The following is a 26,830-nucleotide window of genomic DNA, read 5'->3' on the forward strand; positions in this document are numbered from 1 at the left end:
GTGGAGCGATAATAAGACTTCTAACCCATTTGGGCAGTAAGCAAGTCGCTGTGAAGCACGAAGCCCATTCATCGCTTTAGCATGGGGGGTAGTTCACCTAACCATATATATCCTTAAGTTATTGACATTGCCTTAATAACCTTCATTTTGTACCAGAAAACCTTCTTTACTGGAAGCGCCGTCGATGGCCTGTTGTGGTATAGGAAACAACCGCTTTTTCGCATCGTTATTTGTTTTTTCAGTCCATCTGCCTTCATATTTTCCGAACCGAATTTGGTAGGTTCTGCGTAAACCCTCCCAGTATAACTCAAAACCTGATTCACGAAATAGAATATCCAGATTTATTTTACTCAATGGTGCCGGAGTTTGAGCAGGACGGGCGTTTCTGGATGTACGTAAGAAATTGATATCTGCAAGCGCTCCTGCCTGGTCGTTATTTCTCAGCTTTGCTTCTGCCCGCATCAGATAAATTTCTCCCAGGCGAATCAATACAAGATCAACAGCACTAAATGAACAACAATCGGGGGCCTTGTGACTAAACTGGTATTTCGAAAAACGGTACCCCGTATTATGCAGGCTGCCTTCTGCTGTAAAATCAATTTTGAGGGTATGGTTTACATAAGTTCTGCTGGTACCACTGGTTCTCGTGTTAATTACCGGATAAATCCTCACTCCACCATCGTCGCACTTTAAGATCTTACCGTTTTCATCTTTTCTGGGGCCCCAGATAATTCCGCGCAAGATGCCCCTGTCTATCTCGAAATCTTCAGCTTTTATACAATAGTAATGATTGGAATCATTAGAGGGATTAACGCCGGTAAGGTCTTTGAGGTTATCGGGAACAATCGTATTCTTCTTAAAGAAGCGGGCATCGGCATCAGCCGGGTCAACCTGGCCATATGCGTCAACCCAGGTTTGGTAAAAATCAGGCGTAAGTGCAGCCGCGTCGGTTCCCCGTGTGCTGGGAGACTCAGGCCTTGGCACCTGATCTCCCGAAATCGACCAGTAAGCCCATCGCTGATGCTCCGTCTGAAGTACGCCTCTTTGATCCAGCGCAAAAATAAGCTCAGCATTCGCTGAGTTATTATCGCTGAACAAATCAAAATATTCCGCAGACAGCTCATAGGGGCCGGATATGATATTACTGGTATATTCAATCACTTTGTCCATGTCCTCTTTTTTGAATTTTGGTGTGCCATAGGGATCGCGATACACTGCAGCATTCAGATATAACCGTGCCAGCAGCGCCATAACGGAATATTTGTTCAGCCTTCCGGAATAACTGTCATCACCCATGGCATCCAGCGCAGATAAAAGATCCTTTTCTATATAATCTATGGCTTCCTGTTTTCTTAAAATTTCCGAAGTTTCTGATGATTTTTCTTTTTTAAAGACAAGTCCCCAGTTATCAAGTGCCATCATATTCAAATAAGCTCTCATGGCTACCATCTCGGGCAGTGCTTTACGGGCTTCTTCATCCCCCTTTTCAGCCTCCGGCTTCAATTTTTCTATAGCCAGTACCGTTTTGGATAATGTTTGGGTAATCTTTTTCCAGGTATCGCCAACCAGGCTATTACTTGGCGTCATCAAATGTTGATGTACCGCTATGAATTTGCCGCCGTCGTACCAATCTTTACCACCTCGGTATGGTAGAATGGCTTCATCTGACGCAATTTCCTGTAATCCAAAATTTACGGTATGCAACCAAACATCACGAAGGCTGCCATAGACTGGCGCTATTGATCCGGACACCAACTCCGCCTGACCTGTTCCTGTTAACGACTCATCCAGTATTTCTTCTTTCAATTTCGTACAAGCAAACACCGTATATATAATTGTGACCAGCACAAGAGCCCGATAAATATTTTTACTTTTCATTTTTCTTTCTATTTTGATTCTTATTTAAGAGATCGTTCCGATTAAAAAGTTAGGTTAACGCCAAACATAAAGGTTCTGGCCTTGGGATAAGTATAATAATCTATCCCGAAAGTTTGTATGCCTCCAGATTCAATTCCTGTGTTCAACTCAGGATCGAATCCTGAATAATCCGTTATAACGAAAAGGTTCTGGCCTGTCAGCAAAATCCTGATATCTTGAAATGCACGACCTAAACCTATTTTCCCCGGATCTAATTTATAAGATAATGTTGCATTGTTCAATCTCAAAAATGAACCATTTTCCAGAAACCTGGTAGAAACAGTATTGGAATTAGCAATAGATTCGCTGGGGAATTGTACTGCAAAATCAGTTGTATTATTCGACCTGGAAAGCTGCGCCTTTGTAAAGAGCGACATTTTTGTATGGTTGTAGATTTTATTTCCCGAAATGCCGTTGAAGTTCATTCCAAAGTCAAACGCCTTATACTTAAGATTTACATTAAAACCGTAGATAAGATCGGGTATTGCACTGCCCAGCACTCGCCGGTCGTTATCCAATATGGTTCCATCACCGTTTGCATCCCAAAATTTATTTAATCCATCGGCACCGATCCCGTCGAACCTGAAAAGATAGAATGCTCCAATAGGCTCATTGTTTATGTAGCCGTTAATGGTAGCACCGGTTTGACCGGCGCCCTGTGCCGATCCAGTGGTTAAAACCGAATAGGGCGAATTCTTGACCTTGTTCATGATATAAGTTATGTTGCCTCCCAGGCTATACGAAAAGTTACGGGTAGCATCACTATTATAATTCAACGCCAATTCAAGTCCATTGTTCTGAATTTTCATATTCTCAATATTGGCCCAATAGGTTGATGTCGGCTCAACAGGATCCGTCGGGACCACCTCCAGTAATATGTTTGATGATTTTTTGTTGAAATAATCTACCGTACCTGACAGTTGGTTGTTTAGTAAGGCAAAATCGAACCCAAAATCAAACTGCGTGGATACTTCCCATTGTAGATTGGGGTTGGCGAGCCTGGTGTAAACAATACCATATGGATAACCGTCGATAGAATTAGAATTGGTATTGATCGGGTAAGTGTCTGAGCTACCGGAGCCGGAAACTAACCGGGTTTCAGAATAGCTTGCCTGTGTAATCTTGGATGGAATTTCCTGGTTTCCGGTTTGTCCCCATCCGCCGCGCAACTTCAGGTTATCGAATATAGAATTTTTCATGAAAGCTTCATTGGCGATATTCCAGCCAAAAGCAAAGGAGGGGAAATAACCATACTTCCGGTTATCACCAAATTTTGAAGAGCCGTCTGCCCGTAAAGTAGCAGTAACCAGAAATCTTTCATCAAAGGAATAGTTTATCCTGGCAAAGAAAGATTGCAGTTCATTTTTAACGGCAGATGAATTTACAGAAGTCGGGTATTGATCAGAGCTGGTTTGATCCTGGTATATCGGCTCTATATTGTTATCTGCAAAGCCTCTGTAGGCAAACTGCCGGTTATTATCAGTGAACTTTTGGTACGAATGACCAACCATCGCTGTTAATTTATATAGAGGTTTACTCAGGCTGTAGGTGAGGGTATTTTCTGTCAGTTGATTGGAATTTGTACTGATATCAGTTACTACATCGCCATTAGAGACATCGCTTTCATTGACAACAGAGGTATAGGGTTTATATTGCCGGTCACGGTTCGTCGAAGAATAATCTATACCAAAATTCAGTTTATAGACAAGCCCTTTTACGATTTCAATCGACGGAGATATAGTGGCCAAAAAACGGTTATTGAGGGCTTTATCGCTATAAATATTATACCTGGTAATTGGGTTAAGTTCGTTTGTTTTAAGTGGTGTAGGAATGCCGTTTGTATAGGCAGGTATGGTTGGATTTAAGCCAAGCATATCACTGATTGTCGCATTGATATCTGGTCGAAGGTTCTCGATATGTGAAGCTGTTATGTTATAATCAACATTTATCCTGCCATTCCATGCTTTTTGCGTCATATTCAACTTACCAGAATACCGCTCTAATTCACTATTCTTTAAAATTCCTTCTTGCTTTTGATATCCACCGGACGCAAAGTAGGAGAATTTTTGGCTGGTTGCTCCGCTCATTGAAAAAATCAGGTTATTGGAAACCCCTGATTGAGTCAGTTCATCCTGCCAGTTTGTATTTCCTCCATAATCAATAAGAGTGCCTCCCGAGGCCGGTACCTGCTTGCGAAAAGCTGCGGCATCAAAAACTTTGATTTTCCCGGCCATAGACGACATAGCCGTGGACAGCCCGACGTTTATCTGTGTTTTTCCATCTTTTCCTTTCTTTGTAGTAATAACTACTACCCCATTAGACGCCCTGGAGCCATATACCGCTGTGGCACTTGCATCTTTTAAAACATCGATGCTGGCAATGTCGCCGGGATTAAGGAAGTTAAGGGGATTGGAAGCAACCCCAATGGATGAGTTGTCTATCAGGAAGCCGTCAATAACATAAAGAGGCTGCGTTCCAGATCTTAAGCTGCCGATACCTCTGATAATTACATTCTGTGAAGTACCGGGTTCGCCGCTGCTGGAAGTTATATTCACACCGGCCATTTTTCCCTGTAAAAGCTCTACCGGGTTGGTTACAACTCCTTTATTGAAGCTTTCGCTCTTTAGCGATACAATAGAACCCGTAACGTCCGATCTTTTTAAGGTTCCATACCCCACTACCACAACATCGTCCATTTGTGAAACAACTTGAGTCAATTGAACCGCTATTTTTGACTGACCATTCACCGGAATTTCTTTTGTTTCATAACCGGTAAAGGAGATTTGAAGAATAGCATTCGGAGCAACATCGATTATAAATTTCCCATCAGCGCTCGATGTCACGGCATGTGTTGTCCCTTTTTCTAGAACTGTAGCACCAGACAATGGCCGTCCATTTTTATCCGTTACCTTACCTGACACAGTTTGTTGTAATGCGGTTTGGCTTGCTTGCAAAGTACTGGCAAGACGTGGAGCACTTATTGCAGCCGAATACATCGACGGCGTTGAGAAACACGTGACTGCCAATAATAGTTTTTTGAAATTCATAGAAATTCTGGTTGGTTGAAAATGATATCAATCAATTAAATAATTTAGAACTTGAAACGATGGCGTTCGATTCGAGGCGAAATTATCGGTAGCGTTGTAACAAAAGGTTATGAGGGTTTTAATTTTATATTAACTTATCAACTTTTGTCCGCCGTGTTGATTACTAATATTTTATTTCTCTTTATCCTTTCTTTTCTTAAGGTAATGACATTGATTTTTTCATCGCTTTTTCCGGCAGCGCATAGCATCGCCGCAAGAATGGGTGGCAGAGCAGTTGTATTAAAAATCAATGCTTTAAGCAATCGCTTTCCATAATATGGAGTAAATGGGCATGGGGGATAATGAACTATGCATACCTACCTATGCCTTTTCTTCATAGCAGCAACCAGCAGTCAACAATTGATGCATAATTATTAGTAGTTCAACAACAACAAAAAGATAGCACCAGGGAGAATAATTAACCTGCCTGATGCTATAATGCTATAAAAAGTAAAGTAACAGATAATAGTTTCTGTGTCCCGGCGTCGCTGCCTGTTTATGATAAACACCTGACAATATCACGCAATTACCTGGATCAGGGACGACGCATTATATAAAAGAAATAATTATAATACTGTCGATATTCATGATAGATCTTCAATTCCGTCTTGATCTGTTCCAGAAATCCCTGCAGCGCCGGGCTACCCGATCCATCAAGCTGTGCCAGTTTTTGTGAAACAGGCTCATAATAATTTCTCCAGCCTACATCAGGAAGCGCGAATGCACCAATTGTGCTATAGCCCATCATCTCCATCAATCTCACTTTAGCAGACACCAGATCCATCTCAGGATAGTTGCTGTTCCAATAGTCTGTTAATAATTGGGGGCGGCTTTCTGTTGTCCAGGAAATTTCAGAAACCACCATAAAACCACCAGGCTTTAGGAGTTTGCCCCAGTTCTTCAAACCATAAGTGAATCCCATATTATAAATGGCACCTTCACTCCAGATCAGGTCAAAACTCTCTGCTTCGAAAGGTAACTTATCCATTTGTGCATGATGCAGCTGAATTCTGTCACTAAGACGCTGTTGGTCCCTTTTGATTTTTAATACATCTAAGAAATCCTGTACTCTATCCAGGGCATCCACCTTGGCACCGGTTTCCTGGCCCAGGACAATGGTTTGGGCACCGGTTCCACATCCGATGTCAAGTATATGTTCAATAGGACCCATTTCCATGATTCTGGTAAGGGCCCATTTCGTGGCCCGCGTGCTACCAGGTCCCTGCCTGGGCAGATCTTTGTAAAAATCAGTGATAATTTTCAGCAACTGTTGATCCATATGCGTTTTATTTAGGTGGAAAAAACAGCATTTACTCAATGCGTGTTTGTAAATCTAATGATTTCCGGCAAATTATCCTTATTTGTCATCCTTTTATTTTTGCAATGTCTCTGCTTCTTTTAAATACTCATTATCTGTAGATGAAACTCGTTCTGAACAAAGTTATTATTTGCCATGACATGCTAAAAATATGATTTTACCATTTGGTAAGAATATTTTCAAAATACATCATATTATTGACAATTATTCTATATATTTACTACTTCAACTTGTGAATATTACACCTAACAATACGCTATAAATGGAGAAAATAAAGATCTGGCTTGCCGGAGGTGACCCTTTACCAATTAAACAAGGCTTTCCCCGTCGCTACAAATCACGACAGTTTAATAATGCAACCTGCTACCATATAGAAGTCTCTGAAGACGAATATATCCTTTTCCAGAATATACAGGTTGGCCCCTTCTCTTGCTGGTATACGGAGTATTTCTTTAATAACCCAAAGATCTTATACTGTAACATGGTCTCTGAGGGTGTTGAGTTTCATAGTCTAATAGAAGGCGCTGCTATGTATAACATGAACCATCACCAAAAATGGTATATGGAATCGGAAGGCGTTCATAATATATTAGTGAATCCACCTCATCACACTATAACTGCGCTTACGGTTACGCCGTTAAAAACGTTTGATATACATGTAACAGCAGATTATTTTTTGTCGCTGATTGAGGACTATCCGGCGTTTGCCAAGCTATTACCGGCATTGAAGTCTGGTAAAATGGGAACACTATTCTCTGATAAGGAACAAAGTGCACTGGAGCTGAGATATCAGATCTCCAAAGCCCTTCAACGCTTTGCGCAGCAGACAAAATATACGCCACTGGAAAAGACCGCCTTAATGCAAGATATCAAGGCTGTCATTGCCTCTTACGCCAATGTTGATAGGCCTATGTCAACCGGCTTTAAAATTCAACAAGCAGAAATAGACACACTGATCCATATTAAGAATTATATTCAGACGCACTTTATGGACAGCCAGGTCATTGCCGATGCGCAATTAAAGTATCCGATATCTCCGGAAAAGTTAAACAAATGTTTTAAGATTCTATTCAATAGAAAGCCAAAAGAGTTCCTGATGTCTGAAAGAATCCGGCAGGCCAAAATATTCATGCAAAATAATCCTACCGCGACCAGACAGGAAATTGCCATGTCCGTAGGTTATTTGGACGCCAGGCATCTGAATACTTTATTTATCAAGTTTGAAGGCCATAATACGGAGCAATACAGGGCACAATTGCTGCAATTATCTAAACGCTAATGCAATCTGCTCTTTCAGGATTCGGACCGGTTCGGTACAAAGGTGTAACTGAACCGGTCTGTTTTATTTAGTTGCATGCCTAACCTGATGAATAAAAGCTGCCTGGCAATGAAGCATCCTTTCCGCATTTGACCCAGTTTTTTTCACCAACATTTCATGAAAAAATTCGCATTAAAACAAGAGAATTCTTCCTTCAATTTTCCCTCATTTTATCCATGAATAAGCGCAGCGGGCGCATTATATTTGTTGGCGTGAAAGAAACATACTTTTGGACAAGGCTGTTAGAGTGGCGAATAGTTTATGTGGCTGAGAAACTGCCAGAGAGCCGACTATTTCGAAAAGCTCTGTGTTTTAAGCAAAGCTATTGCACTACATGATTGATTAAATCGAAATGCCCTGGCCGGCTGGAACTGGTACATTGATAGCGTTACAGGTATCTGAGTGGAAGAGGTTGTGTGTATATTTTAATTTCCTGTCTTTCAACTGGTCGCGATCAGGATAGCCATTCCCCTATTATTTGTCACAGTAACTCATGCTGTAATCAGCCATGGGTCTTCCTTTTTGATATTGTCGTTATAGAATTTATTCATCTTATGCATTGTATATTATGTTACAACAAGTGTAACCCGACAAGACTTCGTCTGGGTCGGAAAACATCGGCGCAGCGGTGTTACCCTCTTTTTGCGCTCTGTTTACGAAACTGTCAACGCACAATAGAATTAATATACTGTGACATCTGGCCGAGGGCTCCTTGATTCGCTCATGGGACGGGTTGTCCTTACATTAGAGAGATAGGGTTCTTACCATAAGTCACTATCATAAGTTTGCCCCTAAACAATTTAGAATAGCGGCTGCTTAGATATGCGCTCAAACGACGGCATGAATACTGTAGCCCCTGTTTTATAAATCCAGGCAGCGTACGCGTATTATGGAAGGGACAATAATGAAGCTTATCGGGCTGTTCTGACTTCTGTCTCAGGTTGAACAGGGCTTGGGATGGGAAAAGTCGGGGGCTTTCATTAACAAAGAATAAGAAAAGCCTTTTTTCAAAAAAGTTAAGGAAGGTACTGTTTTAATATACCTTCCTCAACTTTTCGGCAAAGATTATTTTTTTGCTTTTTCTTTTTCGTGTTTTTTCTGCTGTTTTTTGGCTTCAGCATATGTCCATTCAACTAGACGACCAAAGGTCTGTTTTACGGCTTTGTAGTCTCGGTCTTTGTTGATATCCAATCCACAGAATGAACTTCCGTTGGCTCTGGCATGCAGTACCAGATAATAAATCCCACCGATCAATAAGGCTTCGGTTGCCCTGAAATTGACATCAGTATTTCTAAATGTCGATTTTGCTTTTTTAAACAGTGTTTCTCCAAATGCTTCCCTTTCATCGGCAATTTCACGCATCAACTCACTTTCTTCACTGATTTCCCAGAGCAGGATTTTCTGCAACTCTTCAGAGTTATAGATAAAGTCCATCTGATGCTCCATAATAGAAATCACTGATTCTTTATCTAAAGTGGGTTTGGCATTAACCTCGTCAATCAGGTCCTGTGGAATATTGTTCCAGTAGTCTTTACTTTTGACATACATTTCGACAAGCCTGTCTACGTTGCCAAAGTAAAGATAAATCAACTTGTTATCTAATCTGGAGGCTTTACCGATACGGTTAACAATTAAACCTTTATAGCCTTCTGAGCGGATGATTTTACCAACTGCTTCTAAAATCCTGTTTTTAGTTCTTTCTTTGTTCCTGATTGGACCATCTGTAACTTTTCTAGCCATGGTTTTAGTTTTTATATTTAATTTTTGCAATATGCAACTTTTTATCCGAAAACTCAAATCCTTCCAGCACTTTATCTAATTGTTCTTTCGTATGTGTTGCCATAACACTCATTCTGATGCGTGCATCTTTCTTAGACACAGCAGGATAGAGAATCGGATTGGTGTAAATACCCTGGTCTAATAAAATTTTTCCAACCTCGCTGGTCATATGCGGATCACCTATTTTCACCGGTACAATGGCAGATTGAGTCGTTCCTACGTCAAACCCTAAATCCACTAATCCAGATTTAAGATGATTGATATTCTCCCAAAGCTTAGCCTGCCACTCAGGCTCTTCCTCTAACAATCGGATAGCTGTGGTCACACCGGCGACAGCCGGTGAAGAAGTTGCAGAGAAGGCATTCTGTCTGGACTGATACTGCAAAAAAGATGATATATTCGGATTGGAGATCACAAATCCCCCAATATTCGCAAATGTCTTGGAAAAGGTTCCTGTGATAAAATCCACTTTATCTTTCATGTCAAAATGCTGCAAAACCCCCTTGCCTGCCTCTCCTATTACACCGATGCCATGCGCATCATCTACCATAATCAATGCGCCATACTGACGGGCCAGAGCATAGATCTCTGGAAGCTTGGCCATATCTCCGTCTTGCGAATAAATACCGTCGATGATAATCAGCTTGGTGCGATACTGAGGCTGGACCATCTTGAGTATCCGTTCCAGGTCTTCTAGGTTATTGTGTAAAAACCTTTTAGTATTGGTTAATTGGATACCTTCATATACACTGGCGTGTACGGCCATGTCGACAATTGCTATATCTTCCTTCTGCAGCAGACTCATAAGAGAAGAGCTATTGGCCGTATATCCGGTATTATAAATGATTGCAGAGCCGGGCTCCCTGTCAAAGAAGCGGCACAGCATATCTTCCAGCTCCTTGTGATAACTATAATAACCACCTATTAATGGAGATGCGCCGGCACCTGTTCCATACTGCTCAATGGCAGCAATGGAAGTTGCCTTGACTTTTGGGTGTTGTGTAAATCCTAAATAATCATTGGAGACAAGACTAACATACTCTCTGCTCCCGGTTCCGTCGACATTCTGAATATCAATCAAAGGCCCACAACCACTGTTGCCCAGCAGTCGGTAGTTGAGATGACCACTTTTTTTCATGTACTGCAGAAACTCGTAATGGACATCTGCCCGCTGCTGTACACTAAAATCTTTAATATTTTCGAAATCTTTAAAAGATGCTTTGGTAAAGTCAATTTTCATAGGGTATAAAAAAGAGTGAATGTAAAATGAGCCAGCCTGGGAAAAGCCATGGGAATATGATCTTCATTTGCCAGACCCAATCGACTCTACAAAATATTAATTCATATTTGAGAACGAAAGATACTATAATATTTTGCATTCAGGTAATATTACACGGGGAATTTTTCTCATTAATCAATAATTATTGGGAAGATTTAAACATTTCGGAATAATTTCTCTCGAAGTTGTTACTTATTCCGGAAATAATTCCAAGTGGTTTCTTATTATTTTGTATGTCAAACAAAGGACACTTTTGGGGTTTAACAACGGATAGGTAAGTTCAATGATGCTGCTAGCAGCCGGTTGGGCTTCAAGTTTCAGAAGATGGTTTTGAGAGCCGGGCTTTATTTAGCATAATAGTTTTGTAAAGGAATACATAATCAATCACTTCTTTGTCAACTGACTATTTCTAAGGTAGCCAGGTCCGGTATCGAATTTATCTGAGCTATGTCGGAAAACAGCAAGTCCATTGCCTTGTGTTCTAAGAAAGTATCCAAAAGCAATATTCCCGGATAGAACTGGCCGGCAAGCGATGAGGCGATATAGGAAAATCGTCGGATCCACAACGACAGCCCATAAACGGACTGGTTTACCCAGGTCAGGCTTGTACCGCTGAAGGATGATTTTGTTATTATTGAGAAGACAGCAATCACAAGCATTCATTCAAGGCCTGATTAAAAAGAAAAGAAATATCTGATCACCTTATCCCCAAAACAGGAAAGTGTCAGATCAGCAATGCGCCTTTGGGGAGTTCGAGGTCGGGATTTGCGAAGTACAATTAATACAAACCTTCACCAAAACCATTTTACCTGAAGTTTGTTTAAAGTGCCACAACCCAGAGCGAAATGCCTCATTTAAAAATAATATACATTTTCTGGCACATCGGTGAATATGAAAGATAGTATAATCTAATCCGGTAATGGGTAATGCATGATCTATTTAATGAGGAATGCGTCGACACTGTTTTCAAATATAATTGATCAATAGACGCCGGGCAACTTCCAAAATGGCAAACGGGAGTCACACGATACCGGTTTTTCCGGGGTTGGTTTAACGGTTTTGCAGGATAAAAGGCTTCACCAGACAGGGCTTGGAGAAACAATATATTATTACCTAGTATGAGGTAGAGCCTAACTTTAATTAACGCTAAGTAATCTTTGTAGAGCGGGCGCCAGCTCGAAGCAATTATTTTTCTCTGCAAATGATAACATCAAAACCTTCGTAGGAAGTTTTATCATTTATCATATATTATTTCTTTAAAAAAATGATTATTAATTTAATATAAACTATTATTTATTATTTAAGTTAAGTAATATAAGTGAATTTTATCTTCATGATACTTCAATCGTATGTATTAAAATGCCATACGGAAAGTGGTGATAGAATATTAAATATATATCAAATGAGTGATATAATTAATTGATTATCAAAATTAAACAGAATAGTAAATATGAATCTATGCCGGGGCAATATTTAGTTTATATTTAATTAACGTTTGTATATTATTAATTATTAACTTATTATGATTAAAACTGGTTGAATGTTGTTAAATGAATAAGCCTGCCGCCGGCTTGAATTTCTTGTTATTGTCTTTTTTTAAAAAGTTGGATACCAGCCGTTTGCATAATATAATGCATAAGTTTAAGTAATTGATATATTTGGTTGATAATTAATATATTAATGATAGCTGAAATATGGTGTCACTGTTGCCTGTATACAAACTTTTTGTTCTGAAGCAGGATTGTGTCAGCAACTTCCAGCAGTTTTACATCCGGGGGCGAATATCTTTTCGGCGTATTGCTGGTGAACTTCCAACAACTCCCGCTACTGTATATGAACAAATCGGCAACGTGGAGCTCTATTTGTCCGTCTTTAATATCTATAAGAAATTGATTGCGCCCTCTATATGTCAGAATCTCTTGACTGGCACTGTTTATTGTGTATCTGCGAAAGCCGGCTGTATTGAGCATGGCGATCTCCAGCCCACTGCAACCTGACCCATAGAAGTTTGACGAGTCTCTGTTAATCAAGGTGTATGTCCCGTCTTTATTTGCCGCAATATCGCAAATCACTGTATCCTTCAAGGAAGGGAAATGGATGAATAAGGCAATCGGACCCGGCAAGATTTTAAGGATACTATTACCGGGTGGTTCTTCCAACGTCTGGGTGCCGGTATATTGCTTAAAATCATGGAGCAGTTTTTCCGGAAAATCCTCCCCAAAAAAATCAGGCCATGATTTTCCATAAGCCCAGTATTTTAAGACGCCGCCGATAATATTCCTGTCTGCGGTGCTGCCTTGATTTGTGTACAGTGTCGGCGCCTCATAATAAACCGTATTGGAAAGGAAATAGGTACCCTGTTTTACATTAATTTTCTGAATGTCATCATTCTTTTTGCATCCGAAGCTCACTAAAATAAGTGAAAGGAGTAAACATGGAAGTAGATCTTTTTTCATCCATCTTTTTATGTAAAAATAAGTTTAATTTATATCACTAAGCGATTTATTTATATATGGATTCGAAGAAGTGACCATGCTGCCAATCGTAAAGTTTTTAAAGTCGCCAATACGCTGATGGCACATTTAAGCGAAGTGTACATTTATACGCGTTGCATAATAATCCACCGAAGGATCAGTGGGATAGCTATCTGAATCTTGGATTGGATGGGCATTGCGATGTAGTCCGTTTATGATTTACCGGCGCTTGCTAAGAGAGAAGATAGACAAGTGTGCCGCCTGCCCTCAAAAATCGCGGAAATTTCTTTGGGAACGTCGAAATTTGGTATAGCTTTGCAACGCAACAATAAAGCATACCGCAATGAAAATGTAATTTCTTTTCCATATATGACAACCGGCTGAGGCAGCTGGTATATGTTCGTTTACCGGGTGCAGCGTACATGCCGTACTTTGAAAGAAAAGAAATTATGTTGCAACTTCATCAACTTGCCTATGGGCATCCCAACGGAGATATTTTATTTCAACAGCTAGATTATACGCTCACGGCAGGGCTAACCGGACTTACGGGTCCCAACGGATGTGGTAAATCTACCCTGCTCAGACTCATGGCTGGTCATATTCTGCCGACAGAAGGCCGGATTGAAGCCATGGAGATACCCTACTATGTTCCGCAGCATTATGGACAGTTTGACCATTTAACGATAGCTGCGGTCCTTCAAATCGAAAAACCACTAAAAGCCTTGCAGGCGATATTGGCAGGAGATACCTCCGAGCAACATTTCACAGCGCTGGATGACGGCTGGGATCTGGAAGAAAGGCTGCAGAAAGTCTTTCACCTTTGGGGACTTAGCACAATCAGGCCGCAACAGTCTTTTGGTGCGTTAAGCGGTGGTATGAAAACCAAAGTCCTGCTGAGTGGTCTTTGTTTACATAACCCCAGGTGCATATTACTGGACGAACCCACTAATCATTTAGATGGAACCGGGCGCAAATTGCTTTATCAATATTTAGATGGGTTTAAAGGCGCCGCCCTTATTGTGAGTCATGACAGGGTCTTACTGGAGAAAATGTCGACCATTGTTGTACTTCAAAAAGAAGGGTTCACGACCTATGGAGGCAATTACAGCTTTTACATGCAGGAGCTGGACAAACAAAAAAACGCTCTGCAGCAGCAACTTAAATCCAGATCACAATCTCTCAAACAGGCAGAAGAAATACGCCGGCAAGTGATACAGCGTAGACAAAAGTTGGATAGCCGGGGAAAAGGGAAGCAGCAAAAAGCGGGTCTGCCGACTATTTTGCAGCATTCCCTTCAAAATAAGGCAGAAAACAGTACGGCCAGACTGGACGGCGGCCACAGAGAGAAAATAGAGCAGCTGAAGTCAGACGTAAAAGCCCTTAAAGAACAAGATAAAAACCATGCGGGGATGCGGTTGGCCATCCCCGGTTCAGACCTGCACAGTGGCAAGCTTCTGGTAGAAGCCAAAGATCTGACATTTTCCTATGCGCCTACAGCCGTCCCTGTCTGGAACGTTCCGCTGAACTTCAGTCTATACAGTTCAGACAGATGGGTAATTGCCGGCGATAACGGCAGCGGTAAATCCACTTTAATGCAACTTATTCATAATCAGGTTAAACCAACAAGTGGTATATTATATATAGCTGATGCCACCATACTGCATTTAGATCAGCATTATCAGATCATAGATGATGCGTTAAGTGTAATGGAACAGGCTGATGGCTGTAAGCATTCCGCTACCCTTACTCATGAAGTCGGTATTGCTCTTACCCGGTTTTTATTTACCCCCGATTATTGGGACAAACCCTGTCATACTTTGAGCGGAGGAGAACGTATGCGTCTGGCTTTATGTTGTCTCTATTTGAAAAAAGAGGCGGCAGATATACTGCTACTTGATGAACCGACCAACAATCTGGATCTCGACAACCTGGCTATTTTAACGCAGGTAATAGCCGCTTTCAAAGGAACCTTACTGGTAACATCGCATGATCCACTGTTTTTGGAACAAATCGGAGTGACTCATGCACTTAGCATGGATGAAGGCGGCAAGGTCGTCGCACTGGAAAAAACATCGAGTTGAACAAATTGTTACCAATATACCGGCGATTTTATAATCAGCCGCCACTATCCTACCTTTGTAATCCAGAAGATCCGAACCCTTAATGCACGAATTGCATCACCATCAAATTTGTAAGCCATGACGTTGAGAATACACAGAACCGTTCCGGTAATGCCGTCTATTCCGCCATTTAATTGGGGTGGTCTTATTAAAATGATCAGGAAAATACTAGACAATTGGCGATAACACCCGATCAGCCTATCATCCACCCGTATGGACTACCTTTTTCTTAGCAGCGGCAGTTTACCGGGGTATTATCATTAGAGCAGGATTTCCAGATGTCCGAAAACTTAGACGGAGGGCGGTGCCTAACGGTAATAGCAGTATCCTTGCCGGTATATGCTGTATGCCGGCCACAAAGCGTCCGGATTTGTGATGTCTGCCTTAATACCGGACAGGCCTTTCCGGTATTAATCATCGTTTATAATTTATATCCTTTGCTGTTTCCCTTGCCAGTTTGTACAATTCTTTTGCGCGCCAATATACCAATGTTTCATTGGTTATTTGCTTAATGAATTAGATATTACCGGGAATTCCCTACACCGCCATCTGGCAAAAGATGAACTCCTTAGGCCGATTTCCAGATCTGTAACGGGGCATGTCGGGGAAAATCCCGTCCGTGGATCCCCAAAAATCCCTTTTTTAGGGGAGAGACAAAAAACCAGTCTTTTCGGGATTGTCTGGCTTTGAATAAGGACAGAACTTCGCATTACAAATCAGCAAAATAAGAAAAGCCAGCCAGTATAAGCCTTCAGCAATCAGAAGTTACAATCAGAAAAACAAGATCATGAAACAGAATCTAAAAAACGGCAATATCAGAGGTGCCTTTTTAGCGGTGGTAGCAACACTTACTCTTCTTGCATCCATAACATCATGTCCAGTCCAGGCACAACTCTGGAAAAAAGTAAAGGACCGGGTAAAACGGACCATAGAAAATAAAGTCACCCAAAAATCAGAAGACGTGACAAATAAAACAATGGATAAAGCCGAGGTCGCCATCCAGGGGAAAAAGCCTGCAGATGCAGGCAGCGGTGCTGTAGGGGGTGGCCAAAGTAGTCCATCCTCCATTTCTACGCCACAAGCAACTGTCAGCGATTACAGAAGTTATGATTTTGTACCGGGAGACAAGATTATTTTCGAGCCGGATATACGGCAGGAAGCAGATGCAGAACTACCTGCCCGTTTTAAGCTCATCAAAGGGAATGCAGAAATCCAGAGTTATGAAGGCGATAAGCTTCTTCACCTGGATAAGGGTGCCCGCATGATCATTTCTCCTTTGATGTCGACAGAAAATTATCTGCCCGCGCAATTTACGGTGGAATTTGATATGTCTTATGAAGTCAATGATTCCTACATGAGGTATGTCAATTATTTCGATGTGGATTTCCAAAAATCAGATAAACAGTTCGATGCGCCACTCTATCAATTCCGGATCACGAGTGGTTCTGGATGCGAGTGGGGAGACGGTGGGCATATTCATCTGCCGGAAAGCCTGGCCCGGACACTTGCTGCGGATGGTAGCTGGCACCATATCGCTATTTACATCAATAAGAATATCGGCAAGGTCTATATTGATCAATACCGCGTAGCGGCTTCTAATACGCTGGCTACCGGAGCCGGTAAAATGGCAGTCGGCACCGATGGGAGATATGGCATTAAGATCAAAAACTTCCGTTTAGCAGCAGGAGGGTCTGACAAATATAACAAGGTGGTAACAGATGGTAAATTTATAACGCATGGAATCTTGTTTGATGTAGCTAAAGCTACCATTAAACCACAATCTGCCGGAACGCTCAATGAAGTGGTTAAAATGATGCAGGCACACCCGGCACTCAGGTTTGAAATAGACGGCCATACCGATAATGATGGCTCAGATGAAACCAACCTGAAATTGTCTGAAGAGCGGGCTGCTGCTGTAAAAAAAGCGCTGGTCCAGATGGGTATCGCCCAGGACAGACTCACTACTAAAGGGATGGGTGAGCGCCAACCTATTGACAGCAATGATACCCAGGAAGGGAAGGCCAATAACCGGCGGGTAGAGTTTATCAAAATCTAGTGCGGTGCGGGCATTCCATCTGTTAAAATCAGGTAATGTATCAATAGTTATTTAAAGTCGATCTGATGTTTTTACTATTCAGTATAGCCATGAGCCATCCAAGGAATGTATTACTGCTCTGCATCTGTTTAACCTGTGCCCTGCTGGTGGTAAGTTGCAGCAAATCTGATGCTCCCGTTAGTGACAAAGACGGTAATGATCTGCCCGGGCATATCAGCGGCATGGGGCCTTCGACGGAAGCCCTTCAGGGACAACTCTTCCATTTTAGCGCCGGCGTAGCCATTGACGGAGGTATAAAAGGTGTTTCAGCACTTGAGTCACAGGGGGACTATTGTCAGGTCATAGGCAGCGGCAGCTTTGTTTTGATATCCATGGAACTAGTGAACAATACAGGTAAAGATACTTTACTGGTATTGCCTGCCGGTCTTAGTTTTGCATCTCAAAGCCTGGAAGACCAAAATGGTCTTCTGATACAGGACGTGCCTGTATACCTGGCAAAAAACACCTCCTGCAAAGTTTTGTTATATACCTATTGCCTCAACGAACATCGCCATGCCAGCAGCGATGAAAGTAGGTATGACTTTGGCCCTGTATGCAATGCGGCTCCTATCAAAGAGTTAATCCAACTGCTGGCAGACAAAAAAGTAAATCTGGCTCCCGGAGAAAAGGCCAGTCTTGACGGGGCTATGGGAGATATCCAGCTTTGGATCTGGCAGATTACGGATGGCGAAGGTTTAACAGCCAGTGATAAACAACGTATCAGCGTACTAGAGAATAAGTAAATAACTACATCAGCCACAATACAAATTAAAACGATAAACTTACAATCATGACCTATACCTATCTTTTTAAAAGACCCGTTTCCATATGGCGGGTGACACTGCTAATAACCATTACCTCTTTTATAATGAGCAGCTGCTCGAAATCCGCCGCCAGTAGCGGGAGCGGCGACAATAAGGGCAGCGATCAGAGATCCGGTGACAGCAATTCAACCCATAAAAGCCTAGGCTATATGCCCGATCAACAAGGAACGGTATTAACGTATACGATCGTCTCAGGCGACGAGATCGGTGCCAGTGCCCGAATTAATTATTTAGATATACATGACTCCGCCGGCTATCGCGTCGCAGCGGCAGAAGCTGTCGTTGCGGGTATTAAGCTCTATCCATCTGCCAGGTATAATGAAGAGTACACCTACTCCACCTCCTATTTCGCTACTGCCTATTATGACGCCCTTCAGCTACTGGCCTCCACATTTAATAGTTTTACCCATCAGGAAACACCTCTTACGATGAAACTACCCCATAAAGACGCACTGCATAAGGTTGCATTTCCGACGACGGTTACGGCGACCTGGCATGGTGTCAAAGATGAAGACGGTACTGTGACCGACAGCAAGATGAAACAAACTGTTCAGGAAGGCGTCATTGATTCATCGGCCGTCATACAAACAGCAGCGGGGACTTATAAAGATTGCATCCGGGTCCACTATTTAAAAAGTCAGCAACGTATTATTTCCATCAGTTCGCCTGATGGAGACTACACCGTAGACAATACCGTCCATTTCGATATTATGGTATGGATGGCCAAGGGGGTGGGCGCGGTGAAAACCATAGAGCTCAATCTGGATACCGGCCTCTCTACAGTCACAGATCTGACGAAAATCGAGCAGCCCGGCAATGCAGATTAAACCAGTCATATCCTATTTCCCAACACAACCGGAAACTTAAGCATACAACGTTGTAAGCTTTTGCTGTGATCACAGGATCCGGACATTTTTTTTCGGCAAATTCCAGCCCTCAACCGTAATCTCCATGTCTGTAGGCGCTGTTGGTTCGAATTTGGAGGTATTTTCAGTTGAATGGATCATTTTTTTCTGGACCGTTTCTGAAGGAGGATCTACGTAGATCGTTTTAGCATCGCCGGGAAGTATCGTCAGGTAATTATCTGAATAAAATGCCGGCAATATCCGCTTCTGAGTGGATTTATTGACAACAGAAATCCTGTTGAAAAAAGCTGGCGCTGCCTCTTTCGGATTATCCAGCTGCACTTCTATTCTTTTTTGTCCGCCGGCCTCTTCAATCCAACGTGCCGTTATTTGTAGAGAGGAGGCCTTCATATGTTGAAGGCCACTGTAATTACCTGCTTTGTCTCTGGTCCAATAGATATTTTCACTGATGATATTTTTATGCAGATCTAGTAACTTTAAGGACAAGAGCAAGCCTTTCCCCGCTTCCGGTCTTGACAGCGCGCCGGCCACAGATAAAAGAAGTTTAGGGTGTTGTGGTATGGCCTGCGTGATCGTTCTGGTCAGCAGCTTTGTGGCACCGTCATAGCTACAGACTGTAATTTCCATGATCAAATTGCGTACGGTCTGATACGTATTATTGGCGATATATATACTGCTATCGGCCGGATTAAACATCAGATGCACTTTTTCAGCGGCTTTTTTAAGCCCATAGAGACAGGCATTGGGATCCAGGTAATAGTCGTACATCTGCCCACGCATAGCCGTCCAAGGGTTTTGGGTTTTCCAGATGATAAAACCTGTGTACCAATCCCACTGCCGCGCCGTAAAGCCTTCCATTAAAGCCCGATACTGATTATAATTGATCAGCTGACAGATCCTGGCAAATTCAGTCGTATTTTCCGGTTGTCCATACCGGCTCACAGAACTGCCATAACCGATATATTTATGATATTGCCAGACACTGTCGATCAGCGTACTTTTATCATAACCGGATTGCTGACCGGCGGCGGGTAGCTGCTCGGGCAAACTGCCGGGTGGCAAAAAGCGCTTTAGAGAAACAATATCTCCGATACCCACGGAACCGATTTCAGAATTAAAAGGAAAAGTTCTATGGGTCCAGAACTTTTCTATCGGCTGTATTCCATAAGGTCCGTCTCCATTTCCTCCCAGCGTATTAAAAGACATGCTGTCAGAATTGGAAAAATCAATATACCAGCGGGTGGTATCCAACAGCGGCAGCAGGCTGTCTTGTAATCCGGATTGCAGATCCGGTGCCAGGGTTATTTCATTGCCACCACACCAGATGGCCAGTGACGCATAATTGCGGAGCATCCGGATCTGGTCTGCAGCAGATGCTAAGAACAGGCCGTGATCATCCGGGTACCCTCTTCGTGTCCAGATATCATCTTTCTTTTTGGGATCCTGCCACCTGCCATTGCAATCCCCCGACCCCCAAAAATCCTGCATTACCAGTAATCCATACTTGTCGCAGGCCTCATAAAATTCCGGCCGCTCGGTGAGTGCGCCACCCCAGACCCGGATCAGATTGAGCCCCATATCCCGATGAAATCTCACTTCAGCATCATACCGCTCGGGGCTGAGTCGAAGCATTGCGTCGGAAACAATCCAGTTACCCCCTCTGATAAAAAGTGGCTGACCATTGACGAGTACCTCTGTGCTTCTGGTTCTGTCATTCCATCTGTGATCGATCTGGCGAACGCCAATCAAAAGATGCGTACTATCCGACACATTTCCATCCTGCAATGTAAACTGAAAACTGGCCGGGTATAGAAACGGCAAGTGATGATCCCCCAAGGCTTCCATGCCCGACGGCCACCAGAGTTTAGGACGGTAAAGGGTATCTGTGTCGAAGATGACAGTCGTAGATGCTCCCGCGCCTATTGTCACTTTTCTGGTAAGCACACTGCCTGCCATATGAAAGCTGGCTGTCCCCGTGACAGAATGGTCCGAACGGTTATGCAGGTCCACCGTCGTATGGAGGATAGCTGGCGCCTGGTCTTTAGCGGAAGGCATTCTTTTGCCCGGAACACGCGTCACCACATGAGGTGCCGATAGGAAGATTGGGCCCTCGCAGGAGATAAAAACCTTATCCCAGATGCCTGTATTACGGTCTCTGACCGGTTGAATCCAGTCCCAGCCCGCCACATATTGATGGGTGACATTTTTAGCGATTGTTCCGTCACCCCCCTGGCCACCATTGGGATTACCAACCGGATCCGGTGGATAAACAATAATCGCCAGACGGTTGCTTCCCTCTTTATTCAGTAGCCTGGTGATGTTAAAATGACGGCGCAAAAACATACCCTTTAATGTCGTATCATTTAGTTTATGTCCATTCAGGTAGGCATCGAACCCATAATTTACACCTCTTAAATGCAAATAATATTGCCCATCATGATCGAGGTTGCTGATCGCAAAATCTTTGACAAACCAATACGTGTAGTAATCGCTTCCTGTTGCATAAATATCGGGGATCTGATTGTTGTTCATGCCATAAAACGGATCCGGTACTTTACCATTATTGAGTAAGCTGGTCAGTACGGTGCCAGGCACAGTGGCAGGTTGCCACCCTTTTAAAGAGGCGCCGGGCTCGGCCCATTTGCCGATATCCTTACCCGAAGAAACAGTTGCTGCCTGTTTAAAAACCCAGCCCCGGTTAAGCTCAGTTTGAACAGCTTTGGCCGCGCCATCTATCCTCAACGGCTGCTGGCCGGCGCTATTGAGAGTCGCCATTAGGAAAGAAAAAGCCAGTACAGCTGCTATTGATCTTTGGCACAAATGATGGGTCAGTAAGGAAAAAATAAGTTTCTTCATCAAATTACAAGGCGTACAACGCATCTAGTGTAAATATAATAGGTGATATCAATGTATTAAAACAGCCTGGCCAATTGGGGCCGGCTTTTTATAGAATAAATGTGGTCTGTTAATCACGCCTTTTATCGTCATCCTTATTATTGACATTTGCTGGATTACTTCCTGGTTTTGCGGCACTTTTCCCCTCTTCCATGCTGGTCATCACAGCCGCCACTTCCTTTTCCGTAGCGCGCAACTTGTTTTGACAAAAGGCGATTAACTCCGCAGCGCGCTTTACGCGGACAGCCAGTTCATCAATGGAGACAGACTCATTTTCCATTTCCAGGGCAATGTTCTCCAGCTCTTCGTAAGCAGCACTATACGTTAAATCCTGTTCCATCTGTATTTTCTTTTTTATTGTTAACCGTTACATCCAGTGTGATCTTACTGGTAATAATTTCTATTGATTGGTTTTTTGTTAACTGGGTATGATCAGTGATGATCCTTCCTTTTGCCCTGATCAGGGCAAAGCCTTTTTGCAGGATCTGATCCGGGCTCATTAACCGGATATTTGTTTGCAGATGCCTGAGGCCGGTATCGGCGGCCTTCAATTGAATCCCGGACCAGGTCCATATCTTATCTTTTTGAATGCCTATGTCCCTTCGTGCGCCAGCAAGTCTGTGTTCAACGGTGCTAAAAACTTCATGTTTAAAGTTTTGCAAAGCATGTTGATGCGCATAGACTAATTCCGTAGTGCCGGTGACTATTAATGACTGCAGTTTATATAGAGCGCGTTCCTGCAGCTGCAGAAAATCGCGGGTCCGGTGTAACAGGCGGCCATTGAGATGTTCCACCAGCCGGGTGCGCTCTGATAAATAGGTTTTGGCATGCAGCAGAATGGACTGGCGAAGTTCCGATATACTTTTCTCAAAATTTCGATTATGATGCAGTATGAACTCCGCGGCCTGTGTAGGGGTTTTCGTGGCAGTATGCGCCATCAGGTCAGCGATCGTTTCATTTTTCTGATGCCCGATACCAGTGATGACCGGTATCGGAAACTTAGCCACGGCTCTGGCGATCTGGTAATGATCAAATACAATAAAATCTGTTTGGGCACCACCCCCTCTAAGCAATAAAACAGCATCATACGATTTGCCGGAATTAAACACCTGAATAAGCTGTCCGACGATCTGATCCACATTATCCACTCCCTGTACCACGGTCAGATATCTATCCAGCTCAAACTGATAGCCTTCCGGATTTTTTTCCAGTGTGTGGATAAAATCTTCCATGCCTGCCGATGTCAAAGATGAGATAATGGCCAGTCTTTGCAGTACAGGTGGCAACTGGATGGATTTATTGCGCGTACGATAACCCTCGGGTGTCCTTTCAATAAAATCATTTTCCTGCACCAGTTTTTGAAGCGTCAAATGCCGGGCCTCATATAACTTCCCGACCGTATAAGCCGCATCCAGGTCCACCAGATCGAGTGCCAGACCATACTGCTGGTGGAATACCACTTTGACCTGCGCCAATACCTGAATATTACTGGTAAACCGCTGTCCCGTTTTCTTTTCAAATTCCTGCACTTTGGTTGAACCGGCTCCCCAGGCCTTGGCAGAAAACTTTGCCAGTAAACCATCGGTGTCCTCTCTTTTTTCTACCAGCTCAAAGCTATGATAATTTTTTTCCTGTCTGTATTGATGCCCCGAGACTTCCGCCAATACCCAATAAGCTGTCTGTCGGAACCGGGTATCCAGTACCTGCCCGACAATGGCAGCCAGTTCAGAGAGCCTTATATAAGGAGGATATTGCATATGTTTGAATAATGAAAAACTGCCTGAGGGTGATTTAAATTTTAAAGACAAAAATACAATAACTCAGCGGAAATGCCCGGGTAGCTGGTAATGTACAATATAAAAATTGGCGGTAACTTCAGGCTGGAATAATACCAGCAAAAGAAATACCGCCGATCCAACACGATGAATATGATGTATGTTCAGCTCTTAAAGTGCTTTTTTGATGGACTTCAGGACGATCTCTTCCATGATCTTGTACCCTTCCAACGTAGGATGGACGCCATCTTTGGCCAGGCTGGCCGGTAATCCGCCCCTTTCATCTGCCAGTCTGGAGAAATAATCCACATAAATAAAATGATTTTTGCGGGCATAGGCCTGAATCATTTTATTTAAAGCAGGAATTTTTATATTAGGCTGCTTGCCTCTACTCCAGGGATAATCGAAAGCTGGCGTAACCGAGCATAAAAGCACTTTAACACCATGCGCCTTTGCCAGTTCAGCCATGGACGCCAGATTCCCCATGATATTATCCAGTTCGATATCGCCGGTATTTCCAGCAATATCATTGGTGCCCGCCAGAATGACTACGGCTTTGGGATGTAAGTCCAGTACATCTTTTCTAAAACGCACCAGCATCTGAGATGTCGTCTGTCCGCTGATGCCTCTGCCGATAAAGTGATGGGTCTTGAAAAAACTACTATCATTATGATACCAGCCTTCTGTAATGGAGTTACCCATAAAGACCACCTGCCTGTCCGAAGACGGCAACGCTTTGACCATCTGATTGGAAGCGTTATATTTTTTAAAGTTAGCCCAGTCTCCTTTCTGGGCCTTGGCTTGTATAGTGCCCAACCCAAATGTAAGCATCAGCAAGGCTGCTGCAGTAATTTTGCTTTGAATAGTCATAGTCATTTGTAATTTAATAGATCGATTTTAGTTTTCTGAATGAGTTAAAAAGCTGACAGGTGGCTGCTGGAAAAAGCATTGGTAAATGTTGAACAGCCGTGTGTTTCATGATCGGAACGATCTGCCATTCTTCCTGCCATCCGCCTTCTTTTTCAAAGGTCAAATTAAGAATTTTATAGATTGAGGCGGCAACTATTAACATTTGATTGCAGTTTCTCCATATGAACGGATTGAAAACAGTAATTGAAGATTGCTTCAAAGAAGCCAAGATTGTTGTATAACAAGTTAATTTGTCATTAAAGACTTGAAATAAATGCGTGTAATTTCATGGAGCAAAATCACTCAACCGTATCATCAGGCACAGCGGATATATTTTGATCACCAAAATCTAAAAGATACCATGAAAAAACTGATCTCTTTTTTATTACTTGCTGTTTTAGTAACAGGTACCGTTTACAGCCAGCAACACCTGTCAAATGAAACCGCGCAGCAGAAAACAACGCGTATGAAGTGGTGGACAGATGCCCGATTCGGCATGTTCATCCATTGGGGGCTGTATTCAGAAGCCGCCCGTCATGAGTGGGTCAAAAACCGGGAAAGGATGACCAACGCTCAGTACCAGAAGTATTTCGACAATTTTGACCCTGACCATTTCGAACCCAGAAAGTGGGCAAAGGAGGCAAAAGCGGCCGGCATGAAATACGCGGTACTGACCACAAAACACCATGAAGGGTTTTGTCTGTTCGATTCTAAGTATACGGACTACAAAGCGATGAATACAAAAGCACACAGAGATCTGGTCCGGGAATTTGTAGACGCCTTCAGAGCTGAGGGACTGAAAGTAGGCTTTTATTATTCCCTGATCGACTGGCATCATCCCGATTTCACCATCGACAAACATCATCCGCAGCGCCTGGATAAGGGCGACAGTGCTGCCTACGCTTCGTTAAATCGGGGGAAGGATTTCGGTAAATACCGGCAATATCTGTTCAACCAGGTGAAAGAACTGCTGACTAATTACGGGAAGATCGATATTATGTGGCTGGACTTCTCCTACCCCGGCAAGTTCGGTAAGGGCCATGAGGACTGGGGGTCCAAAGATCTATTAAAAATGATCCGAAAACTACAGCCAGGCATTATCGTAGACAACCGGCTGGACCTGAACAACTATGCTGACGGATATGATTTTGAAACGCCCGAACAGGTGAGCGCCGAAACCCTTGCCAAATACAGAGGCAAGACCTGGGAGACCTGTCAGACATTCTCTGGCTCCTGGGGCTATTATCGCGATGAAACATCCTGGAAATCCAATCATCAACTACTGGACCTGTTAATATCCTCTGTAACCAATGGAGGAAATCTGATCTTGAACGTCGGACCGACTGCCCGGGGAGAATTTGACTATCGTGCCATCAGTCATCTGGATAGCATTGCTTACTGGATGCACGCCAATGACAGGGCCATTTATGGCTGCACCTATGCGCCAGATAGCTATCAGGTACCGGATGGCACAAAGATCAGTTATAATCCGGTCACAAAACGGCTTTATGTCTTTTTATATGAGCTGCCTGACGATGGTAAGTTAATACTGCCAGGATATGCGGGAAAGATCAGTTATGCGCAGATCCTAAGTGACGCTTCAGAATTGTTATATAAAGAACAGAATGGTGACATTGTCTTAACGCTGCCGAAGGTCCGTCCGCCCTACGATATCCCGGTTGCCGAACTCATGCTGAAATAATATTTTCTAGACAGTAAAAGAGCCACGGGTTGTTTTAATTTTCAATAATAAAGCAACCGGGAAGAGAAACAAAAACACCATTGTTTTTGGGGCTTTGGAAAAAACTTAACAATACATAGATTACGGGGGCGAATTCGCCCCCGTAATCTATGAAGCCGGCACAAATTCATTTACCATGAGTCCTTCTCGTTGGATTGAATTAACAGACGCGATAGGTGGACGCCTCCGGCGACGAAGTGCCCACTCGTTTGCATGTGTAGTCCGACTGGGTACCCCAGTCAGACTACATTTTTAATGCTTTTTTAATATTGACAGCCTCATTGAGATCTGTCTGCTGTTCGGCATGCCGGGACGGTATTTCGTCATAGAAAATGAAGATGCTATATCAGGATAAGTCAGTAAGTTGTACCAAGACAGAATCCTTTACTTCTTTTGATTAAAGAATCCCGTCATGGTAGTGCAACTCAGACATT

General features: G+C 43.0%; 18 protein-coding genes. 7 read left to right on the top strand and 11 right to left on the bottom strand.

Annotated features, from left to right (window positions below; genetic code table 11):
- Positions 1 to 132: 132 nt before the first annotated feature.
- Positions 133 to 1,878 carry a RagB/SusD family nutrient uptake outer membrane protein gene (locus K9M52_RS17840; RefSeq protein WP_224069795.1) on the bottom strand — a complete coding sequence of 582 codons (1,746 nt, stop codon included), beginning with the start codon at positions 1,876 to 1,878 and terminating at the stop codon, positions 133 to 135.
- 41 nt (positions 1,879 to 1,919) lie between these two features.
- Positions 1,920 to 4,964 (bottom strand): SusC/RagA family TonB-linked outer membrane protein, encoded by a 3,045-nt coding sequence (locus K9M52_RS17845; RefSeq protein ID WP_224069796.1) that lies wholly within the window; start codon positions 4,962 to 4,964, stop codon positions 1,920 to 1,922.
- Between the two features lie 51 nt (positions 4,965 to 5,015).
- Between K9M52_RS17845 and K9M52_RS17850 the strand changes: the two genes are divergently transcribed.
- Positions 5,016 to 5,279: a hypothetical protein gene (locus K9M52_RS17850; RefSeq protein WP_224069797.1), complete on the top strand. Its 264-nt coding sequence runs from the start codon at positions 5,016 to 5,018 to the stop codon at positions 5,277 to 5,279.
- A 259-nt stretch (positions 5,280 to 5,538) separates the two neighbouring features.
- On the opposite strand, the gene K9M52_RS17855 is transcribed toward K9M52_RS17850, so the two are convergent.
- Entirely contained in the window at positions 5,539 to 6,282 is a 744-nt protein-coding gene (locus tag K9M52_RS17855; RefSeq protein ID WP_224069798.1) for a class I SAM-dependent methyltransferase, read from the bottom strand.
- Positions 6,283 to 6,583: 301 nt separating this feature from the next.
- Between K9M52_RS17855 and K9M52_RS17860 the strand changes: the two genes are divergently transcribed.
- Entirely contained in the window at positions 6,584 to 7,600 is a 1,017-nt protein-coding gene (locus K9M52_RS17860) for a helix-turn-helix domain-containing protein (protein WP_224069799.1), read from the top strand.
- Positions 7,601 to 8,704: 1,104 nt separating this feature from the next.
- On the opposite strand, the gene K9M52_RS17865 is transcribed toward K9M52_RS17860, so the two are convergent.
- The 3 genes from K9M52_RS17865 to K9M52_RS17875 all read right to left on the bottom strand — a co-directional run bounded on the left by K9M52_RS17865 (position 8,705) and on the right by K9M52_RS17875 (position 13,153).
- Positions 8,705 to 9,409 carry a TetR/AcrR family transcriptional regulator gene (locus tag K9M52_RS17865; protein WP_224069800.1) on the bottom strand — a complete coding sequence of 235 codons (705 nt, stop codon included), beginning with the start codon at positions 9,407 to 9,409 and terminating at the stop codon, positions 8,705 to 8,707.
- Positions 9,384 to 10,658: an aminotransferase class I/II-fold pyridoxal phosphate-dependent enzyme gene (locus tag K9M52_RS17870; protein ID WP_224069801.1), complete on the bottom strand. Its 1,275-nt coding sequence runs from the start codon at positions 10,656 to 10,658 to the stop codon at positions 9,384 to 9,386. The genes K9M52_RS17865 and K9M52_RS17870 overlap by 26 nt, the downstream gene beginning before the upstream one ends.
- Positions 10,659 to 12,397: 1,739 nt before the next feature.
- On the bottom strand, positions 12,398 to 13,153 hold the full coding sequence (locus K9M52_RS17875; RefSeq protein WP_224069802.1) for a hypothetical protein: 756 nt from the start codon (positions 13,151 to 13,153) through the stop codon (positions 12,398 to 12,400).
- Between the two features lie 467 nt (positions 13,154 to 13,620).
- Between K9M52_RS17875 and K9M52_RS17880 the strand changes: the two genes are divergently transcribed.
- The 4 genes from K9M52_RS17880 (at position 13,621) to K9M52_RS17895 (ending at position 19,037) form a co-directional block, all read left to right on the top strand.
- Entirely contained in the window at positions 13,621 to 15,252 is a 1,632-nt protein-coding gene (locus K9M52_RS17880; RefSeq protein WP_224069803.1) for an ABC-F family ATP-binding cassette domain-containing protein, read from the top strand.
- An 826-nt stretch (positions 15,253 to 16,078) separates the two neighbouring features.
- The gene (locus K9M52_RS17885) at positions 16,079 to 17,347 is read left to right on the top strand and encodes an OmpA family protein (protein WP_224069804.1); all 1,269 of its coding nucleotides are present in this window, start codon (positions 16,079 to 16,081) and stop codon (positions 17,345 to 17,347) included.
- Between the two features lie 65 nt (positions 17,348 to 17,412).
- The gene (locus K9M52_RS17890) at positions 17,413 to 18,129 is read left to right on the top strand and encodes a hypothetical protein (protein ID WP_224069805.1); all 717 of its coding nucleotides are present in this window, start codon (positions 17,413 to 17,415) and stop codon (positions 18,127 to 18,129) included.
- A gap of 47 nt (positions 18,130 to 18,176) precedes the next feature.
- Positions 18,177 to 19,037, top strand: a complete 861-nt coding sequence (locus tag K9M52_RS17895) for a hypothetical protein (RefSeq protein WP_224069806.1) — start codon at positions 18,177 to 18,179, stop codon at positions 19,035 to 19,037.
- Positions 19,038 to 19,106: 69 nt separating this feature from the next.
- Here the strand turns inward: K9M52_RS17895 and K9M52_RS17900 are convergent, their stop codons facing one another.
- The 5 genes from K9M52_RS17900 to K9M52_RS17920 form a co-directional block, all read right to left on the bottom strand.
- A complete protein-coding gene (locus tag K9M52_RS17900; protein WP_224069807.1) occupies positions 19,107 to 21,932 on the bottom strand; it encodes a glycoside hydrolase family 2 protein in 2,826 nt (941 codons plus the stop codon).
- A 109-nt stretch (positions 21,933 to 22,041) separates the two neighbouring features.
- Entirely contained in the window at positions 22,042 to 22,311 is a 270-nt protein-coding gene (gene xseB / locus K9M52_RS17905) for an exodeoxyribonuclease VII small subunit (RefSeq protein WP_224069808.1), read from the bottom strand.
- Complete coding sequence (xseA, locus tag K9M52_RS17910) at positions 22,289 to 23,728, bottom strand: exodeoxyribonuclease VII large subunit (RefSeq protein WP_224069809.1); 1,440 nt, start codon at positions 23,726 to 23,728, stop codon at positions 22,289 to 22,291. Before xseA ends, xseB begins: the two co-directional genes overlap by 23 nt.
- Positions 23,729 to 23,917: 189 nt before the next feature.
- Positions 23,918 to 24,616: an SGNH/GDSL hydrolase family protein gene (locus tag K9M52_RS17915; RefSeq protein WP_224069810.1), complete on the bottom strand. Its 699-nt coding sequence runs from the start codon at positions 24,614 to 24,616 to the stop codon at positions 23,918 to 23,920.
- A 13-nt stretch (positions 24,617 to 24,629) separates the two neighbouring features.
- On the bottom strand, positions 24,630 to 24,779 hold the full coding sequence (locus tag K9M52_RS17920) for a hypothetical protein (protein WP_224069811.1): 150 nt from the start codon (positions 24,777 to 24,779) through the stop codon (positions 24,630 to 24,632).
- 150 nt (positions 24,780 to 24,929) lie between these two features.
- Here K9M52_RS17920 and K9M52_RS17925 point away from each other — a divergent pair, with 150 nt between their 5' ends.
- Complete coding sequence (locus K9M52_RS17925; protein ID WP_224069812.1) at positions 24,930 to 26,357, top strand: alpha-L-fucosidase; 1,428 nt, start codon at positions 24,930 to 24,932, stop codon at positions 26,355 to 26,357.
- The last annotated feature ends 473 nt before the right edge of the window (positions 26,358 to 26,830 follow it).

The organism is Arachidicoccus terrestris, assembly GCF_020042345.1.
In the GTDB taxonomy this organism is placed as follows: domain Bacteria; phylum Bacteroidota; class Bacteroidia; order Chitinophagales; family Chitinophagaceae; genus Arachidicoccus; species Arachidicoccus terrestris.

Excerpts from the sequence above, each read along its gene's own strand:
- K9M52_RS17840 (WP_224069795.1), bottom strand. The coding sequence starts at position 1,878 with ATGAAAAGTAAAAATATTTATCGGGCTCTTGTGCTGGTCACAATTATA.
- K9M52_RS17845 (WP_224069796.1), bottom strand. The coding sequence starts at position 4,964 with ATGAATTTCAAAAAACTATTATTGGCAGTCACGTGTTTCTCAACGCCG.
- K9M52_RS17855 (WP_224069798.1), bottom strand. The coding sequence starts at position 6,282 with ATGGATCAACAGTTGCTGAAAATTATCACTGATTTTTACAAAGATCTG.
- K9M52_RS17860 (WP_224069799.1), top strand. The coding sequence starts at position 6,584 with ATGGAGAAAATAAAGATCTGGCTTGCCGGAGGTGACCCTTTACCAATT.
- K9M52_RS17870 (WP_224069801.1), bottom strand. The coding sequence starts at position 10,658 with ATGAAAATTGACTTTACCAAAGCATCTTTTAAAGATTTCGAAAATATT.
- K9M52_RS17875 (WP_224069802.1), bottom strand. The coding sequence starts at position 13,153 with ATGAAAAAAGATCTACTTCCATGTTTACTCCTTTCACTTATTTTAGTG.
- K9M52_RS17880 (WP_224069803.1), top strand. The coding sequence starts at position 13,621 with ATGTTGCAACTTCATCAACTTGCCTATGGGCATCCCAACGGAGATATT.
- K9M52_RS17885 (WP_224069804.1), top strand. The coding sequence starts at position 16,079 with ATGAAACAGAATCTAAAAAACGGCAATATCAGAGGTGCCTTTTTAGCG.
- K9M52_RS17890 (WP_224069805.1), top strand. The coding sequence starts at position 17,413 with ATGTTTTTACTATTCAGTATAGCCATGAGCCATCCAAGGAATGTATTA.
- K9M52_RS17895 (WP_224069806.1), top strand. The coding sequence starts at position 18,177 with ATGACCTATACCTATCTTTTTAAAAGACCCGTTTCCATATGGCGGGTG.
- K9M52_RS17900 (WP_224069807.1), bottom strand. The coding sequence starts at position 21,932 with ATGAAGAAACTTATTTTTTCCTTACTGACCCATCATTTGTGCCAAAGA.
- xseB (WP_224069808.1), bottom strand. The coding sequence starts at position 22,311 with ATGGAACAGGATTTAACGTATAGTGCTGCTTACGAAGAGCTGGAGAAC.
- xseA (WP_224069809.1), bottom strand. The coding sequence starts at position 23,728 with ATGCAATATCCTCCTTATATAAGGCTCTCTGAACTGGCTGCCATTGTC.
- K9M52_RS17915 (WP_224069810.1), bottom strand. The coding sequence starts at position 24,616 with ATGACTATTCAAAGCAAAATTACTGCAGCAGCCTTGCTGATGCTTACA.
- K9M52_RS17925 (WP_224069812.1), top strand. The coding sequence starts at position 24,930 with ATGCGTGTAATTTCATGGAGCAAAATCACTCAACCGTATCATCAGGCA.